This is a genomic window from Micromonospora sp. NBC_00330 (assembly GCF_036136635.1).
Lineage (GTDB): Bacteria > Actinomycetota > Actinomycetes > Mycobacteriales > Micromonosporaceae > Micromonospora > Micromonospora salmantinae.
On sequence record NZ_CP108012.1, the window covers coordinates 2,113,557 to 2,130,510 of the forward strand.

Below are 16,954 nucleotides of genomic sequence, written 5' to 3' on the forward strand. Positions count from 1 at the left end.
CCACTCGACAGTTGTGAGGTGCCCACAGGGTGCTCCAAGTGTCCAGATAAACCCGGTTCAGCGGATGTCGTGGGTCTGTAGCCACAGCTCCAGCAGGCCGAGTTGCCACAGCTTGTTGCTGCCGGCCGCACTCTCCGCCCGGTCCGGCTCGGCGAGCAGGTGTGCCACGTACTCCGGACGGAACAGCCCTCGCTCGCGCGCGGCCGGCGCCTGCAACGCCTCGGCCACCAGCTCGCGCACCGGGCCGTCCACGTTGCGCAGCGCCGGTACCGGGAAGTAGCCCTTCGGCCTGTCGATCACCTCGGCGGGCAGCACCTCCCGGGCGACCTCCTTGAGCACGCCCTTGCCGCCCTGACCGACCTTGTGCTCCGGCGGGCAGAGCGCGGCCAGGGTGACCAGGTCCTGGTCGAGGAAGGGCGTACGCACCTCCAGACCCCACGCCATGCTCATGCTGTCCACCCGCTTGACCGGGTCGTCGGGGAGCATCAGGTGGGTGTCCAGGCGCAGCACGGCGTCCAGCGCGGTCTGCGCCCCGGGCGCGGCGAGGTGCCCGGTGAGCAGGTCCCGGCTGGCGTCGTGTTCCAGCGCGTACGCCGGGCCGACGATGCGGCGCAACTCCTCGTGGCCGCGGTCGAAGAACGCGGCGGCGAACGTCTCGGCGGCGCCGTGCCGGGGCGCCTCGACCAGTGGCTGGTGGTAGCCGTAGCCGGCGAACACCTCGTCGGCGCCCTGCCCCGACTGGGCCACCTTCACGTGCTGCGCCACCTGCTCGGAGAGCAGGTGGAAGGCGACCACGTCGTGGCTGCCCATCGGCTCGGTCATCGCCAGCACGGCCCGTCGGACGGCCGGCACCAGGTCGTCGTCGGCCAGTCGGATCCGGTGGTGGTCGGTGTCGTACGCGCGGGCCACCAGGTCGGAGTAGTGGAACTCGTCGCCGGACTCGCCGTCGCGGCTGTCGAAGCCGATGCTGAACGTCCGCAGGTGTTGCTGGCCAGCCTCGGCGAGCAGCGCCACGATGAGGCTGGAGTCCAGTCCGCCGGAGAGCAGCACCCCCACCGGCACGTCGGCGACCAGCCGTCGGCGTACCGCCGCGCGCAGCGCGTCGCCGATCGCGGCCCGCCAGTCGGCGGCGTCCATCCCCGCGTCGGCGGGCTCCCGCACGTAGTCGGGTCGCCAGTAGACCTCCTCGCGGCTGCTCCCGTCCGCCTCGATCACCCGCAGGGTGGCCGGTGGCAGCTTGCGCACGCCACGCAGTACCGTCCGCGGCGCGGGCACGATAGAGTGCCAGGACAGGTAGTGGTGCAGCGCCACCGGGTCGATGCCGGTGTCGACGTCGCCGGCCCGCAACAGCGCGGGCAGGGTGGAGGCGAACCGCAGCCGACCCGGTGTCTCGGCGAGGTAGAGCGGTTTGATGCCGAGCCGGTCGCGGGCCAGGATCAGCCGCCGCCGCACCCGGTCGACCAGCCCGATCGCGAACATGCCGACCAGGTGGTCGACGAAACGTTCACCCCAGTGGGCGTACGCCACCAGGATCACCTCGGTGTCGCTGGTGGAGTGGAACGCGTACCCGGCGCGGCGTAATTCCTCGCGCAGCTCCGGGTAGTTGTAGATGCAGCCGTTGAAGACCAATGCCAGGCCCAGGTCGTCGCGGACCATCGGCTGCCCGCCCGCGTCGGACAGGTCGATGATGGTCAGCCGGCGGTGCCCCAGGGTCACCCAGCCGTCGGCGAACAGGCCCTCGTCGTCCGGGCCGCGGGAGCGCATGGCCTCGATCATCCGGGTGACCGCCGCCGCGTCGGGCGTGCGGCCGTCGAAGCGTGCCTCCCCGCTGATCCCGCACATCAGCCGGGCCTCCCGTCACCTCGCCCCCGACCGGTGCCGGCCGGTCCCGCCGACCGGACGGGGCCGCTGGCTACCCGTGGGCGTGGGGAGCAAACCCGTCAGCCGCGCAGGGTGCGCAGGATGCGGGCCAGCTCGGCGCGGTCGGTGTCGTTGAGGTGGCCGAAAAAGCGGTCGGCCTCGGCCCGGCGCGCGGCCCGGATGGCGGTGCTGACCCGCTCGCCCTCCTCGGTGAGCGCGACCAGGGTCGCCCGACGGTCGGCCGGGTCGGGTCGGCGTTCGACCAGCCCTCGGGTCTGGAGGTCGTCGACGACCTCGGTCGCCGAGCGGGGCGCGATGCGCAGGTGCTCGGCGAGGGTGCCGGGGCGTACCTCGCCGTGCCGGGCCAGCACGCCGAGGGCCCGGGACTGGCTGGGGGTGACGTCCCAGGGCGCCAGTGAGTCGCGGCTCTGCCGGCGCAGACGGGACGCCACGGCCCAGAACGTCTCCGCCAGGCTCTCGTCGTCGGCGCTCTCGACGGTGTGCTCGGTCACCGGAATACGGTAGCAGGATATGTGGTTGCTCCCTCATGATGAGGTAACCTCAGCAATATTGTCGACGAAAGGCAGTGCCCCCTTGGAACCCACCCCGAAGGGCCGCGACCGCGGCCACCGCACCGTCAGCGCCGAAGAGAAGACGCAGGCCCGTCAGGTGTCGCTGCGCCGCATCGGCCGCCTGTTCACCCCCCACCGGCCCGCGCTGGCCGCCGTCACCGCGATCATCGTCGTCTCCTCGATCGTCGCGATGGCCACCCCGTTCCTGCTGCGCGCCGTGATCGACCGGGCCCTGCCGCAGGGCGACGTGACGCTGCTGGTCTGGCTGGTCCTCGGCATGGTCGCCGTCGCGGCGGTGACCTCCGCCCTCGGCGTCGTACAGACCTGGATCTCCACCCAGGTCGGCCAGCGGGTCATGCACCGGCTGCGCACCGACGTCTTCAGCCACCTCCAGCGCCAGTCGCTCGGCTTCTTCACCCGCACCCGCACCGGCGAGGTGCAGTCCCGGATCACCAACGACATCGGCGGCATGCAGTCGGTGGTCACCTCCACCGCCACCGCCGTCGCCGCCAACCTCACCACAGTGGTCGCCACCACCGTCGCCATGGTCGCGCTCTCCTGGCAGCTCTCCCTGGTCTCGCTCGTGGTGCTGCCGCCGGCCATCTGGCTGACCCGTCGGGTCGCCCGGATGCGCCGCGAGATCACCGCTCAACGGCAACGCGAACTCGCCGACCTCAACGTCACTGTGGAGGAGGGGCTCTCGATCAGCGGCGTACAGCTGGCCAAGACCCTCGGCACCGGCCCCGCGCTGATCGACCGGTTCACCGCCTCCTCGGCCCGACTGGTCGACCTGGAGCTGCGCAGCGAACTGGCCGGCCGCTGGCGGATGGCCTCGATGAGCATCATCTTCGCCGCCGTACCGGCGGTCATCTACCTCGCCGCCGGGCTGCCCGGCACCGCCGGCACGCTGAGCATCGGCACCCTGGTCGCCTTCACGGCCCTGCAGGGCGGCCTGTTCCGACCGTTGATGGGCCTGCTCAACGTGGGTGTCTCGCTCACCGCGTCGCTGGCGCTCTTCGCCCGGATCTTCGAATACCTCGACCTGCCGGTCGACGTGGCCGACCCCGCCGAGCCGGTCCGCCTCGACCCCGCCCAGGTGCGCGGCCACCTGCGCCTGGAGGACGTCACCTTCGGCTACCCGGGCAGCGACACCGCCGCCCTCGCCGGGATCACGCTCGACGTGCCCGCCGGCACCAGCCTCGCCCTGGTCGGCGAGACCGGCTCCGGCAAGAGCACCCTCGCCGGCCTGGTCAGTCGCCTGCACGACCCGACCGCCGGCCGGATCACCGTCGACGGCGTCGACCTGCGCGACCTGCGCCTGGCCGACCTGGCCGCGATCGTCGGCGTGGTCAGCCAGGAGACGTACCTGCTGCACACCACCGTCCGGGAGAACCTGCGCTACGCCCGGCCGGACGCCACCGACGTCGAGATCGAGGACGCCACCCGCGCCGCCCAGATCCACGACCTCATCGCCGGGCTGCCCGACGGGTACGACACCATGGTCGGCTCACGCGGACACCGGTTCTCCGGCGGCGAGAAGCAGCGCCTCGCGATCGCCCGGACGCTGCTGCGCGACCCGCGCATCCTGGTCCTCGACGAGGCCACCAGCGCACTGGACACCGAGACCGAACGCGCCGTGCAGCGGGCCTTCGACGTACTCGCCCAGGGGCGCACCACGATCACCATCGCGCACCGGCTCTCCACGGTCCGCGACGCCGACCAGATCGCGGTGCTCGACCACGGTCGGATCGTCGAGGCCGGCACCCACGACAGCCTGCTGGGCCGCAACGGCCGCTACGCCACGCTGGCCGCCTGAACACCGGATCACAACCGTCTCGAAACAGTCTCGGAATTGTCTCGTTATGACGTGGTCAGGTGGCGGTAGACGGTGGCCCGCGAGACACCCAGCGCGGCGGCGATGGCGTCCACCGAGTGGGTGCCGGCCGCGTGCATGCGGCGGGCCGCCTCGACCTGCTCCCGGCCCAGCGCGGGCGGCCGTCCCGGCCGCCGACGTCGGCTCGCCGCCCCGCCGGCAGCGCCCGCTGGCGTCGCCGGGATCGCGCTCCCCACTGTCGCGTCCGCGTCCGGCCCGGCGGCGTCTGCGTGTGGCCCGGCTGCGGCGTCCATGTGCGGCCCGGCGGCGTCCGTGCGCGGCCTCGCTGCGGCGTCGGCGCGCGGCCCGACTGCGGCGTCGGCATGTGGCCCGGCCGAGGCGTCCGTGCGTGGCGCGGCCGCGGGGTCCGCGGGCAGCGGGGCCAACAGTCGGCGTGCGCCGTCGAGCATGTCGGCGCGCAGCACCTCGTCGGACACATCGGTGAAGAAGACGACCGGATCGCTGCACGCGCCCACCGCCTGGACCGCGAGTACCCGCTCGCGGCGCCCCGCGTTCGGTCCGGCGATGAGGTCGTTGGCCCGCATCGCGACCTCCATCAGGCGGTGGTACGTGTCGCCCCGGCCGATCAGCGCGATGTCGTGGAAGAGCATGCCGAGCGGCCGGCGGTGGGCGAGCATGACGTCCAGCCAGCCCTCCAGCACCGTCCACCGGGCTCGCTCGGTCGGCTGTGTCTGCGCCGAGTCGAGCAGCGCCTCCAGGTCCGCCACCAACGGCTCGACCAGGGCGGCGAGCAGATGCTCCTTGGCCGGAAAGTGGTACAGGATCGCGGTCTTGGTGAGCCGCAGCCGCTCGCCGATCTGGCGCAGCGAGGTGCGCTGGTAGCCGTGTTCGGCGAACAGGTCGAGCGCGGCGCGCAGGATCCGGGTGCGGGTGTCGTCCGCGGGATCGGCGGTCATGCCGGCCAGCCTAGCGACGTCCTGACCGGTGGGCACGATCACCGTTGATTCGGCTGACCGTTGGTCAGTACAGTGGTGTCGGTCGACGTAGCCAACGGCAGGAGGGGCCATGCCCGTCATCTCGATCGGCAACCTGGTCAAGACGTTCGGCGCCATCCGGGCACTCGACGGGTTGGACCTGCACGTCGAGCAGGGGGAGGTGCACGGCTTCCTCGGGCCCAACGGCTCCGGAAAGTCCACCACCATCCGGATCCTGCTCGGGCTGCTCCGCCGCGACTCGGGCGACGCCCAGGTGCTCGGCGCCGACCCGTGGCGCGACGCTGTCCGCCTGCACCGCCGCCTGGCGTACGTGCCGGGCGACGTCAGCCTCTGGCCCAACCTCACCGGCGGTGAAGCCATCGACCTGCTCGGTCAACTACGCGGTGGCCTCGACCGGCGTCGCCGCGACGAGCTGCTGCACCGCTTCGACCTGGACCCGACCCGCCGTTGCCGCACCTACTCCAAGGGCAACCGGCAGAAGGTCGCCATCGTCGCCGCCTTCTCCTCCCCGGTGGAGCTGTACGTGCTCGATGAGCCGACCTCCGGCCTCGACCCCCTCATGGAGGCGGTGTTCCAGGACGAGGTCCGGCGGGTCAAGCAGGCCGGCGCCACAGTGCTGCTCTCCAGCCACGTGCTCGCCGAGGTCGAGGCGCTGTGCGACCGGGTCAGCATCATCCGCGAGGGCCGCACCGTCGAATCCGGCACCCTCACCCAGCTGCGCCACCTCACCCGCACGGCGGTGACCGTCGAGACCGCCCGCCCGGTCACCGGCCTGGACGCGCTGCCCGGCGTGCACGACGTGCACGAGGTCGACGGCCGCACCCACCTGGAGGTCGAGCCCGCCCACCTCGACGAGCTGCTCGGCCAGCTCATCCGCTTCGGCGTCCGGGCGCTGACCAGCACACCACCCACCCTGGAGCAGCTCTTCCTGCGCCACTACGGCGACGATCCCGCTGCTGCTGTCACGGGCGGTCCCGCCGCTGCTGCTGTCACGGGCGGTCCCGCCGCTGCTGTCGCGGGCGGTCCCGCCGCCGGCTCCTCGGACGCCGATGTGCAGGCTGACGCCCCGCAGGGCGGTGCCCGGTGAGCGCCCTCACCGGCACGACCCGGCTGGCCCGGCTCGTGCTGCGCCGCGACCGCATCCGCCTCGCCATCTGGATCCTCGGCACGCCACTGCTCGGCTACGCCCTCGCCGGCAGCGTCGCCGGCATCTACCCGGACCAGGAGACCCGGCTGGGCTACGCCACCACCTCAGCGTCCAGTCTGGTCGCCCGCGCCTTCAACGGCCCCATCCACGGCACCGACCTCGGCGCCGTGGTCGTCGCCGAGACATACGTGACGCTGGCCCTGATCGTCGCGCTGCTGAGCACCTTCGCGGTGACCCGGCACACCCGCCAGAACGAGGAGACCGGCCGGGCCGAACTGCTCGGCGCCAACGTGGTCGGCCGGTACGCGCCGCTCACCGCCGCGCTGCTCGTCATCGTCGCGGCGAACACACTGGCCGCCGTGCTGCTCGCGGTCGCGCTGGTCGGCGCCGGTCTGCCGCTCGCCGGCTCCGTCGCGGCAGCGGCAGCGATCGGCGGCGTCGGGGTCGCCTTCACCGCGATCGCCGCGGTCACCGCCCAGCTCTCCGTCACCTCGCGCGGCGCCAACGCGCTCGCCGCCGCCACCGTCGGGCTGTCCTTCGTGCTGCGCGCCGCCGGAGACGTCCTCGGCGAACAGAGCGCCGACGGCACCCGCGTGCGCAGCGCCTGGCCGTCGTGGATCTCCCCGCTCGGCTGGGGCAACCAGGTACGAGCCTTCGACGGTGAACGCTGGTGGGTGCTCGCCCTGCCCGTCGCGCTGCTGTTCGCCGGGGTGGCGCTGGCGTACGCCCTCGCCGAGCGACGCGACCAGGGCGCCGGGCTGATCGCCCCCCGACGCGGCCCGGCCACCGGCGCGCCACGGCTGCTCAGCCCCGCCGGGTTGGCCTGGCGGATGCAGCGCGGCACGCTGCTCGGCTGGGCGGTCGGCGTGGCAGTGCTCGGCCTCTCCATGGGCGTCGCCGCCGACGAGTTCGACGACATGATCGACGCGAATCCGGCCGCCGCCGAAGCGATCAACGCGATGGGTGGCGGAGCCGACCTGATCAACGCGTACCTGGCCGCGATGCTCGGCCTCTTCGCCCTGACCATTGGCGCGTACGTCGTGCAGGCCCTGCTCCGCGTACGCGGCGACGAAGCCGACGGGGTGCTGGAGGCCGCCCTCGCCACGGCGGTCAGCCGTACCCGCTGGCTCGGCACCCAGGTGCTCGCCGCGACATTCGGCGCGGTCGCCCTGCTGCTCCTCGCCGGCGTGACCACCGGCCTCGGCTACGGCATCGTCATCGGAGACCCGCTCGGCCAGGCCGTCGAGCTGGGTGGTGCCGCGCTGCTGCGCCTGCCCGCCCTGCTCGTGATCGCCGGTGTGGTGACCGCGATCTTCGGGCTGCTGCCCCGCTGGTCGGTGGTGCTGTCCTGGACGGCGCTGCTGGTCTTCCTGCTCCTCGGGCAGCTCGGCGCGGTGTTGGAGTTGCCGCAGGCCGCGCTCAACGTCTCGCCGTACACCCATGTGCCGGCCGTGCCCGCCGTCGACCCGGCAGCGCTTCCCCTGGTGGTGCTGGCGGCGGTGGCCGCGGCCCTGCTTGCCGTCGGCGTGGCCGCCTTCCGCCACCGCGACGTCCCGTCCTGAGCCGCGGCTCGGGCGTCCCGATGATCGCAGGCAGCTCAGCAACTCGACACGCCGACGCCGGCCCTGCTGAGCTGCCACCGATCACCTGAACTAGCACGTGTTGGTTACGGTCGGGCGTTGTGCACAGGTCGGCGGGTGTCCACAGAGGGCCGGCTGCTGCGGTTGCGGAGGGCTGAGGTAAGGCTCCAGGTTCCGTGCGTGAACTCGGTGCTTCGGGAACTCGTGGACCTTGGCGGTGGGCTGGTGACGCTCGGGACGGCCAGGCAGGTGGTGCCGTCGTGGACGCTTCAGCAGGCTTGCCGTAACGGCGAGTTGGTAAGGGCGCTGCCCGAGGTGTTCGTGGCGGCGCACCTCGTCCTTGGCCGGCCCGGCGCTCCGGTTCTGAGTCGACTCGACCCGGCCATGAGTCGGCGGGCGGCTCTCGCCTGGGCCGGCGGCCACGGCGCGCTCAGTCATCTCAGCGCGCTCGCTGTGTGGGGATTGCACCCCGAGGTGTTGGTGACCTCGTGCACCTGAGCGCGCCGGCGAGCGCGAGCCTGCGCACCCGGCCCGGGGTGATCGTGCACCGACGCCAGGGCCTGAGCATCGAGCCGCCGCAGGTGATGGTCCGGCAGGGCCTGACGGTCACCCGCCTCGAACAGGCCCTCGTCGACTCGTGGCCGACGGTGCCGCCTGCCGACCGGCGAGCGTTGGTGATCCGAGCGGTCAACGACTGGCTGACCACACCCGAACGGCTGTCGGCAGCCCTGGAGCGGGCGCCGAAGCTGATCGACCGGGCGGCGCTCCGGCACCTGCTGACGAAGCTTGCCGATGGCTGCCGCAGCCCACTCGAAATCTGGGACACGAGCACGTCTTCGCCGGTCCCGGGATGCCGGCGTTCCGCCGACAGGTGCCGGTCCGGGTCGGGCGCCGCATGGTGTACCTCGACATGTTCGCCGAGGGGGAACGGGTCAACATCGAACTCGACGGGGCCACCACCCACGGCAGCCCAGGCCAGCGGGAGATCGACCTGCGCCGTGACGCCCTACTGGCTACCGTCGGGATCCTGGTCGTCCGCTTCGCCCACCGCCGCCTCGTGCACGACGTCGACGAAGTACGCCGGGAAACCCTCGCCATCTTGGCGACCCGCCGAACCTGACGCGACGGGTCGGGGCGGACGAGGGTTGCCCGGGGCTGGCAGCCTCGGGCGGGTGAACGACCTTCTGACGCAACTTCCGGCGCTCCTCGGCGTCCTGGTTGGCACCGTGGGCACGATCCTCGCCACCTCCCTCGCCGACCGCGCCCGATGGCGGCGAAGCCAGAGCGTCCGCTGGGACGAGAGGCGGCTCGACGCGTACGTCGACTACGCGCACGCCCTCAAGGAGAGTCACGCGGTGGCGCTGCGACTCACGGCCGACCACCGGCCGGGATCGCGAAGCCACCCCATCGACCGCGAGGAGGGGCTGGTCCGGCTGGCTGAGGCGGACGCCCGGCGCACCATCGTCTGGGAGAACCTGCTCCTGCTCGGCGACGAGCCGACTGTCGCCGCCGCCGCCAGCTGGCGGGACGCGGTCTGGCAGGTCGAACGGCTCGCCCGGGGAATCGTCGAGCCGCCATCGGACGTGGCGGAGCTGCTGACCCGCGTCGACGAGGCCCGCGACGGTTACTACCGGGCGGCCCGGCGCAGTCTCGGGGTACGCGGGGGGTCGGTGGAGCAGTCCGCGGCGCTGCGGCAGGCGTTGGTCGACCGGTCCACCGCCACGCCGGAGGTGCCCGCCAACTGAGCGCGACGGTGCCGGAGGGGTGTCCTGGCGGGCGCGGGTCGACCACAATCGTGCGGTGCGGCGTCGCGGGTGGGAGTGGGGATCGCTGGGCGTCGTGGCCGCGCTGGCGGCGGGCGGCACGGCATGGGTGTGGCTACGGTACGACTTCGAGAAGGTCAACTGGACCTGGGGCGTCGTCGCCGGGGTCATCGCCGTCTACGTCCTGCTGGATCAGCTCTTCCGCACCGGAACGGCGGGTCTCGCCGAGGCCGCCGCCCACCGGCGCGCCGCCGCCGACGAACTCGTGGAGCTGATCCGACGCGACCCGACTGACGAGACGCTGTTGCGTACCGTCGACGAGCCGTACCCGCTGCCGGTCCGGTGGCGCACCGCTCCCGACCGGTTCCTCCCCTCCTGGCGGGCCATTGGCCGATCCAGCGCACCCGTCCCGGTGGACCTCGCCGGGGGCGACGGGACACTGTGGAGCTGCTACCGGCGCGTACCCTCTGGTCGGCTGTTGTTGCTGGGACCGGCCGGCTCTGGTAAGTCGATCCTCGCGCTGCGGATGGCGCGAGAGTTGCCCGTGCACCGCGAGCCGGACACGCCCGTACCGGCGTTGGTCCCCGCCGACTCCTGGGATCCCGATCGGGAGGGCTTCCACGACTGGCTGGTCGATCGGCTCGCCCGGCGCTACCCGCAGCTCGCGGCCGGTCACCCGCGCCGGGACGCCGTGCTGCGCGACCTCGTCGAGACCGGCCTGGTGGTGCCCGTCCTCGACGGACTGGACGAGGTGCCCGAGGACCGGCTGATCACCTGCCTCGACGAGCTCAACGCACTGCCGACCCAGCGTTTCGTCCTCACCTGCCGGACCTCGGTGTACGAGCGCTACCTGACCCAGGGAGAGAAGCTCCGCGGTGCCGCCGTGGTGATGCTCGAACCGCCGTCGCCCGCCGAGGTCGCCGACTACCTGGTGGACGCGGCTCCGCTACATCAGGTCGAGAACTGGACCGCCGTCGCCACCACACTCGGGGACGCCCCGCAGTTGACCGCCGCCCTCTCCACCCCGCTGATGGTGGCGATGGCCCGCAGCGCCTTCGACCAGCCTGGCACCGACCCCCGGGACCTCGTGCCGTTGGCTAGCGAGCGGGGTCGGCGCTCCGTCGAGGACGACCTGCTGACCAGGGCCGTCGACGCCGCGTTGCGGTCGCGCCGCGGTTCCCAGGGCCTACGGCGCTGGGAACCCAAGACCGCCCGGCGCTACCTGGCCTTCCTCGCGGCGCACCTGGAGTCGCTCGACGTCCGGGAGTTCCGCTGGTGGCAGTTGGCGAACGCGCAGCCCGGCCCGTTCTGGGCGCTCGTCGCCGGTGCGCGTACCGCGGTGGCGGTGTGGCTGGCGCTGACCCTCTCCGCGGACGCCCTCACGGCGACGGCGGAGCTGGTGACCCACCCACCGACCCGGCGTCTCCTCGACGACCTGGTCCACGAGACGGACGCCCTGACGATCACGGCCTTCCTGCTGGCCTCTGTCGTGGCGTTGGTCCGCGGCTCTGGTCGGGCCGGTCAAGAACGACCCCGCCGGGTGGCGTTCGTCGGCGGACTCCGAGCGTTCCGCGACGGGCTGCTCAGTGGGTTGTTCGGCGGGGCCTTCCTGGCACTGTTCACGTTCGGCTTCCTCACGGCCTTTGCGCCCACCCCGCAACTGCTCGCGCTGCTGGACCGCGTGCCGGGACTGCCACCGTGGTCAGATCCGGTCCGGGCCGCCGTCGCGGTCGGTCTGGTGAGCTGGGCGTACGGAGCGGTCCGGGCCGGACTGCGGGTGGACGTCGCCGCACCCGCTCCCGAACTTGGGGCGACCAGCGTGGTCGAGACCGTCGAAGCCGACCGTGCCGCCAGCGTCGCCTCCGCGCTGGCCAGCGCCGCCAGCGGCGTCCTCCGGGTGCTCATCGTCGTCGCGGCGCTGCGTCTCACCGGGGCGCTGCCCGCCGTACCGCCGCTGCCGGCGCTGGTCTGGGCCGGGGCGGGGCTCGGGCTGGGCTGGTGGCTGCACCGGCGCGGTGGCGGGGCGTGGATGCGCTTCGCCCTCACCCGTGCCGCCCTCGCCGTCCGTGGCCGTACGCCCCACCGACTGCTCGCCTTCCTCGCGTACGCCGAGACCGTCGGTCTGCTGCGCGACGGCGCGGGAGCGTACCGGTTCCGGCACGGTCGCCTGCAGAGCCGACTCGCCGGAGGGTCGGTGAGCGCGCGACGGGGCAGCCGGCTGCGCGAGGAGCTGGGTGTCGAACTTGCCCGCGCCGGCTACTGGCCGGAGGCGTTTGGCGTCTTCGCCGACGTCACGCAGGCACGGGCCGCGAGCATCGGGCACGCCGACGACCTCACCGTGGCGGCGCTGCGCCGGGCGCTGCTGGCCGGGGCGGCTGCGGGGGAGTGGACCCGGCTGGCGAGCCTGCTGGCACTTGTCCCACCACCCGGCGAGCCGACGCCGTTGGCGGTGCAGCGGCAGCGGATCGCCCGCCTGATCGCCGACGACGCACCGGTGGCACAGCTGATCGTCGCGGCCGAGGAGCTGAGCCACGGGGCCATCGCCGTCACGCCGGAGCCTGCGTCCGCGACCCGCCCGGCGGCGCCTGGAGCGCGGGAGTTCCTGGCCGTCCTGCACCACGTCAATGGGGACAACGAAGCCGCGCGCGCCCGCCTGGACCTGCTGCGTACGGCTGCCAGTCAGGACGTCGGGGAGCCGGCGCCCATCGGCGCCGGCCTGCTCGCCGGGCTACTCGTGCACGACAGTGAACCCGCCACGGCACTGGTTGTCTGCCATCAGGAACTACTCCTCGCCGATCAACCACCCGACCGGGTCGACCTGTTGCTTCTCGCCGAGGCATGGCGCTGGTCGGTCGAGGTGATGCGACGCAACACCGACGAACGGGCCGAGCTGCGCCGCCGTATCCGGGCGGTGCTGACAGGGCGCCGAGAGCACCCACGGCGGATCGAGCTAGGCCGACGCGAGCTGGCCGAGCTGGGACTCCAGCTGTGCCACGCCGTGATCGAGCACCAGACGTTGGGCCCGCTCGCGGTCGCGGCGTCCCGACGGCTGGTCACCATCCTCGCCGAGCCCGCCATCGTCGTGCAGACCGTCAACCGCAGCGCCCCCATGTGGCACGACGGCTGACGGGTACCGGGCCTGGACGGGGAGACCAGCGCTGGGATCCATCGTGGGAGGCGGATCGCATTGATGCGCCCGAAACGGTCAAGTCACCGGACATCTCCGAGTTGCTGATCCGGGTCACCACCGAGGCCCCCGTGCACGGCTGATTTCCCGACAGCGTCCGCAGTCCCAACGGCGTACCGTCCCGGGTCAAGCATGGGAGGAGTCGGATGAGTTTCTTGCAGCAGGCAGAGCAGTCGCCGGACACCGAGCGGATGTTCGATACGGACACGAAGGCGATGGGTTACCTACCCAACTACACCAGGTTGTTCGCCCACAGCCCGGCGGCGTACCTGGCATGGCAGCAGCTCAACGGTGCGGTGAAGGCCGGGATGGAGCTGCGCCGCTATGAGTTGGCGACCCTCGCCGCTGCCCGGGCCCTGAAGTCGTCCTACTGCGGCCTGGCACATGGAAAGGTCCTCCGCGACAAGTTCTTCGACGCGCCGACCGTTGCCGCCATCGCGTCGGACCACGGCAGCGCCGGTCTCTCCGCGCAGGAGGTCGCAGTCGTCAACTTCGCCGGAAAGGTCGCGGCCGATGCGAACTCCGTCACCGAAGCCGACGTCGCGGGCCTGCGCGGCCACGGTCTCGATGACGCGGACGTCTTCGGCGTGATCCTCGCCGTTGGCGCCAGATGTTTTTTCAGCACCGTCCTCAGCGCTGCCGGGGCTGAGCCTGATTCGCAGTACAACGAGAGCCTGGACGTGGACCTGCGGCGGGCGTTGAGCTTCGGCGGTTAGACCCAGAGAGAACACACCGACCGGGCTGTCCCAGGGTGTCCGTCCTGACGCCCCCGTTCAGCAGGGCGGCTGACGCTTGTTCGGGGCGGATGTCCATTCGACGGAGATCGGTGGCGGATCGTCGCGGTAGCGCCGCCCGTTGTCAGGAGCCGAACCGCACGTGGCCATGCAAGCCTCTACTTTTACGAACTTCGATGTCCTGGTCTCGGCTCAGCGTGGCGCCGCTTTGCACTGTGGACAGTGATGCGAGGAGGCTTCATGCGTGGACGCAGATGGGCGACCCTGGTGACGGCGGTGGCGCTGGCGCTGGGCGGATTGGTGGGGTTCAGCGCCGCTCCGGCTGCGGCGGATCCGCCGGGCGGCACGCTGCGCAACGTCTACTCCGACGGTCAGTTCTGCAACAGCTACGGCAGTGAGGGTGTTCGGACCGGCCTCTGGAGTCGGTACTACTGCGAGTACCGCCAGTACGGCCCCAACGCCCCCGGCTTCTACTTCCTCTGGAGCTTCACCTCCTAGCGCTTACCCGCTCGGACGGGCGCTCTCAGACCCGATTGGCCGCCGCCGGGTCGACCAGACCTGCGGTGGCCTTTCGCCATGGGTAGGTGGCTGCCCAGCTGGTCCGTCGGCGTGCGGCGCTCAGCGGCGCGTACCACAGCTGGGTAGGACTCGGGCCGTCGTCCACAGGTGCTTCTGCTGTCCACAGCAACCCCCGCGAGGGCGACGCTCGACGGCAGGGTGGGCCGGTGGACGCACGCTTGCAATCCCTGCTCGACCGAGGCGGTGGCCTGGCTACCCGACGGGACGTGCTCCGTGTGGCGCCGCCGTGGACACTCCAGGGCGCGTGCCGGGCCGGTCGAGTGGTCCGGGTCCTGCCGGAGGTCTACGTCGATACAGCGCTCGTCCGGGATGCCCATGCTGATCTGCCACCTCTCGCGCGGATCGAACCGGAGCTGGCTCGTCGCGCCGCGCTGGCGTACGCGGGAGGGCGCGGGGCGCTCGGTCGACTGAGCGCGCTCGACGTGTGGGGCGTACGGCGTCAGCCGCCGGGTGAGCCGGTGCATATCGACCTGCCCACCGAAGCGGGCATGAGAAGTTCGCCGCATCTCATGGTGCGGCACCGGCCGGGCTTAGTGATTGAGCCACCGCACGTGGTGATGCGGCGCGGGTTGCCGGTTACTCGGCTTGATCGGACCCTGGTGGACTGTTGGCCCCTGTTGCCGTCGGTCGACCGATCCAGCCTGCTCATCCGCGCGGTCAACGACCGCCTGACCACGCCGCAGCGCCTCGCCGCCGTTCTGGCCGAGGTGCCGAGGTTGACCGACCGCGCGGCGGTGCGCGGGTTGGTGGATCGCCTCGCCGCCGGGTGCCGCAGCCCCTTGGAGGTCTGGGGGCACGACCACGTCTTCACCGGCCCGGGAATGCCGAGGTTCACCCGGCAGGCGCGGGTACGGGTCGGTTCCCGGACGATCTACCTCGACATGTTCGCCGAGGCGGAACGGGTCAACATCGAGCTGGACGGCGCGACCAGCCATGGCGATCCGGCCGAACGGGAAATCGACCTCCGCCGCGACGCCCTGCTCGCCACCGTCGGCATCCTCGTCGTCCGCTTCAGCCACCGTCGCCTCACCACGGATCCGGCCGAGGTCCGCCAGGAGACTCTGGCCATCCTCGCCAACCGTCACGGCCGCCCATGATCACTTGATGCTGAGTAGTTCTCGACAGCCCCAAACAACTACTCGCCATCAAGTGATCGTGAAGAAGCTTGTGGGGGGACCCGGGCGGTCGGGTCGCTTGAGGGGTTGGCGTGGCGGTGGAGGAGTTCGGCGATCCATCTCGCTGCTTCTCGCTGCGCGGTGAGCATGTGGTCGCGGGCGTCGGCCAGGTCGTGGTCGTCCGCGTGATCAGCCAGGATCGTGGCCCACTGGCGGCTGAGCTCCTCCGCGTACCGGGCCTTTCGGATCTGCTCGTCGAACTGGTATTCCAGCTTGACCAGGCGGTCGACGTGCGGCTGGAGTGCCGGCAGGATCCGTTCGTCGAGTCGTACGGCGGCGTCGGGGCGGCAGGTGAGCGTGATGTCGCCCCGTTGGTAGTGCCACAGGGGGTCCTCGGCGAGCGCCTGCTGCAACGCCACCTCCAGGTCTCCGGCCCGGTGTGGGGGCAGGTCCCGGGCGGCGTCGGCAGCCAGCCGGGTCAGCCGCTGGACCGCGTTCGGTTGGAAGTACTGCACGTACCAGCTCAGCACCTCGGACCGCAGGCTCGCCGGTGACGACCAGGCGAACGTGGCGCGGATGTAGAACGAGTACACGTAGCCGCGTGCGGGGACAGCGATCAGCCGGGGTGCGTCGCGTTGTTCGACGAGTGGACCGGACGGCGACGGCGCGGCGGCGGAGCCGACCGGCGCCTCGTCCTGGAGTGCGGCGACCAGCCGATCCCAGCTACGCGCCCACCACCGCCAGCCGCGCACACCGGCGTCGCGGGCGATGGTCAGCCCGCGTACGCCCCGGTGTCGCCACTGGTCCGCGGGCCTCGGCCTCCCGTCGGGGGCGTCCGTCATGGCACCCCTCCACTGTCACGGATCCGCGTTTCACGCTAACAACCGGTGACCGATATGCCCGCCGCCACGCCGTCACCGAGCGGACGGCATATCGACACCAACCAGACTGATGATCATTCGGGATTAACCGAGCATTGTGGAGCAGTTGGGGTGCCGAGGGGTGTTGTCGTCGACCGGCAGCGGTGAGACTGGGTCCGGTCCGACAATCATGCGGATCGATCGACTGGATGGTCTGGAGGCAGCCTGTGTCCACCCTCGTGTCCCCGCTGACCACGCTCGGCGCGATCCGCCGGCGTACCACCACCCTCGCCCTGCTCCTCGCCATGGTCGCCGCCGCGCTGGTCGGCCCGTCCGTGGTCTCCCCCCGGTTGACCGACCCGGCCTTCGCGTCGGTCTACAGCTCCTGCACCATGAGCCGCTGCGAGGACGCCCGCACCGCCCGTTCGGGCTGGTCCGCCAAGGGGTTCCCGACCAGCCGCGGCTGGTATTCCTGGAGCGGCGGGAAGTCCAACTTCGCCGGCGGCCAGTTCTACAACTACGAGGGTCAACTGCCCACCAACGCCACCTACCACGAGTACGACGTCTACCCGCGCACCCAGGGCGCCGCCCGGGACGCGTACCGGATCGTGGTGAACCGCAGCACCGGGGTCACCTGGTTCTCGCCCAACCACTACACCGACTTCTACCGGCTCTGACCGACCTGGGGGCCGGCCGGCCTCGGCCGGTCGGCCCCACTACGGCGTCGT

General features: G+C 71.9%; 14 protein-coding genes and 1 pseudogene. 11 read left to right on the forward strand and 4 right to left on the reverse strand.

The genetic code is table 11. The annotated features are described in order from the left end of the window. Nucleotides 1-57: 57 nt before the first annotated feature. Complete coding sequence (locus tag OG598_RS09255; RefSeq protein ID WP_328654022.1) at nt 58-1,842, reverse strand: N-acetylglutaminylglutamine amidotransferase; 1,785 nt, start codon at nt 1,840-1,842, stop codon at nt 58-60. Between the two features lie 98 nt (nt 1,843-1,940). After that, a complete protein-coding gene (locus OG598_RS09260; protein ID WP_328654023.1) occupies nt 1,941-2,372 on the reverse strand; it encodes a MarR family winged helix-turn-helix transcriptional regulator in 432 nt (143 codons plus the stop codon). Between the two features lie 82 nt (nt 2,373-2,454). Between OG598_RS09260 and OG598_RS09265 the strand changes: the two genes are divergently transcribed. Beyond that, nucleotides 2,455-4,248, forward strand: coding sequence for an ABC transporter ATP-binding protein (locus OG598_RS09265; RefSeq protein ID WP_328654024.1), 1,794 nt, complete (start codon nt 2,455-2,457; stop codon nt 4,246-4,248). A 44-nt stretch (nt 4,249-4,292) separates the two neighbouring features. On the opposite strand, the gene OG598_RS09270 is transcribed toward OG598_RS09265, so the two are convergent. Further along, nucleotides 4,293-5,222, reverse strand: coding sequence for a TetR family transcriptional regulator (locus OG598_RS09270; RefSeq protein ID WP_328654025.1), 930 nt, complete (start codon nt 5,220-5,222; stop codon nt 4,293-4,295). 109 nt (nt 5,223-5,331) lie between these two features. On the opposite strand from OG598_RS09270, the pseudogene OG598_RS09275 reads away from it, so the two are divergent. From OG598_RS09275 to OG598_RS09315, 9 genes and pseudogenes are all read left to right on the forward strand, one after another. Then, nucleotides 5,332-6,246, forward strand: a pseudogene (locus OG598_RS09275) (ABC transporter ATP-binding protein); the annotation flags it as partial. A gap of 98 nt (nt 6,247-6,344) precedes the next feature. Further along, on the forward strand, nt 6,345-7,970 hold the full coding sequence (locus tag OG598_RS09280; RefSeq protein WP_328654026.1) for an ABC transporter permease: 1,626 nt from the start codon (nt 6,345-6,347) through the stop codon (nt 7,968-7,970). Nucleotides 7,971-8,168: 198 nt separating this feature from the next. After that, nucleotides 8,169-8,486 (forward strand): hypothetical protein, encoded by a 318-nt coding sequence (locus OG598_RS09285; protein WP_328654027.1) that lies wholly within the window; start codon nt 8,169-8,171, stop codon nt 8,484-8,486. A 352-nt stretch (nt 8,487-8,838) separates the two neighbouring features. Then, nucleotides 8,839-9,108 (forward strand): DUF559 domain-containing protein, encoded by a 270-nt coding sequence (locus tag OG598_RS09290; protein ID WP_328654028.1) that lies wholly within the window; start codon nt 8,839-8,841, stop codon nt 9,106-9,108. A 52-nt stretch (nt 9,109-9,160) separates the two neighbouring features. Continuing rightward, nucleotides 9,161-9,733, forward strand: a complete 573-nt coding sequence (locus OG598_RS09295) for a hypothetical protein (RefSeq protein WP_328654029.1) — start codon at nt 9,161-9,163, stop codon at nt 9,731-9,733. 55 nt (nt 9,734-9,788) lie between these two features. Further along, nucleotides 9,789-12,878 (forward strand): NACHT domain-containing protein, encoded by a 3,090-nt coding sequence (locus tag OG598_RS09300; protein WP_328654030.1) that lies wholly within the window; start codon nt 9,789-9,791, stop codon nt 12,876-12,878. A gap of 206 nt (nt 12,879-13,084) precedes the next feature. Next, nucleotides 13,085-13,654, forward strand: coding sequence for a peroxidase (locus OG598_RS09305; protein ID WP_328654031.1), 570 nt, complete (start codon nt 13,085-13,087; stop codon nt 13,652-13,654). 258 nt (nt 13,655-13,912) lie between these two features. Next, entirely contained in the window at nt 13,913-14,170 is a 258-nt protein-coding gene (locus OG598_RS09310; RefSeq protein ID WP_210821414.1) for a hypothetical protein, read from the forward strand. Between the two features lie 227 nt (nt 14,171-14,397). After that, nucleotides 14,398-15,348, forward strand: a complete 951-nt coding sequence (locus OG598_RS09315; RefSeq protein ID WP_328654032.1) for a DUF559 domain-containing protein — start codon at nt 14,398-14,400, stop codon at nt 15,346-15,348. Nucleotides 15,349-15,386: 38 nt separating this feature from the next. Here the strand turns inward: OG598_RS09315 and OG598_RS09320 are convergent, their stop codons facing one another. Beyond that, nucleotides 15,387-16,208 (reverse strand): hypothetical protein, encoded by an 822-nt coding sequence (locus OG598_RS09320; RefSeq protein WP_328654033.1) that lies wholly within the window; start codon nt 16,206-16,208, stop codon nt 15,387-15,389. A gap of 245 nt (nt 16,209-16,453) precedes the next feature. Between OG598_RS09320 and OG598_RS09325 the strand changes: the two genes are divergently transcribed. Next, complete coding sequence (locus tag OG598_RS09325) at nt 16,454-16,903, forward strand: ribonuclease domain-containing protein (protein ID WP_328654034.1); 450 nt, start codon at nt 16,454-16,456, stop codon at nt 16,901-16,903. The last annotated feature ends 51 nt before the right edge of the window (nt 16,904-16,954 follow it).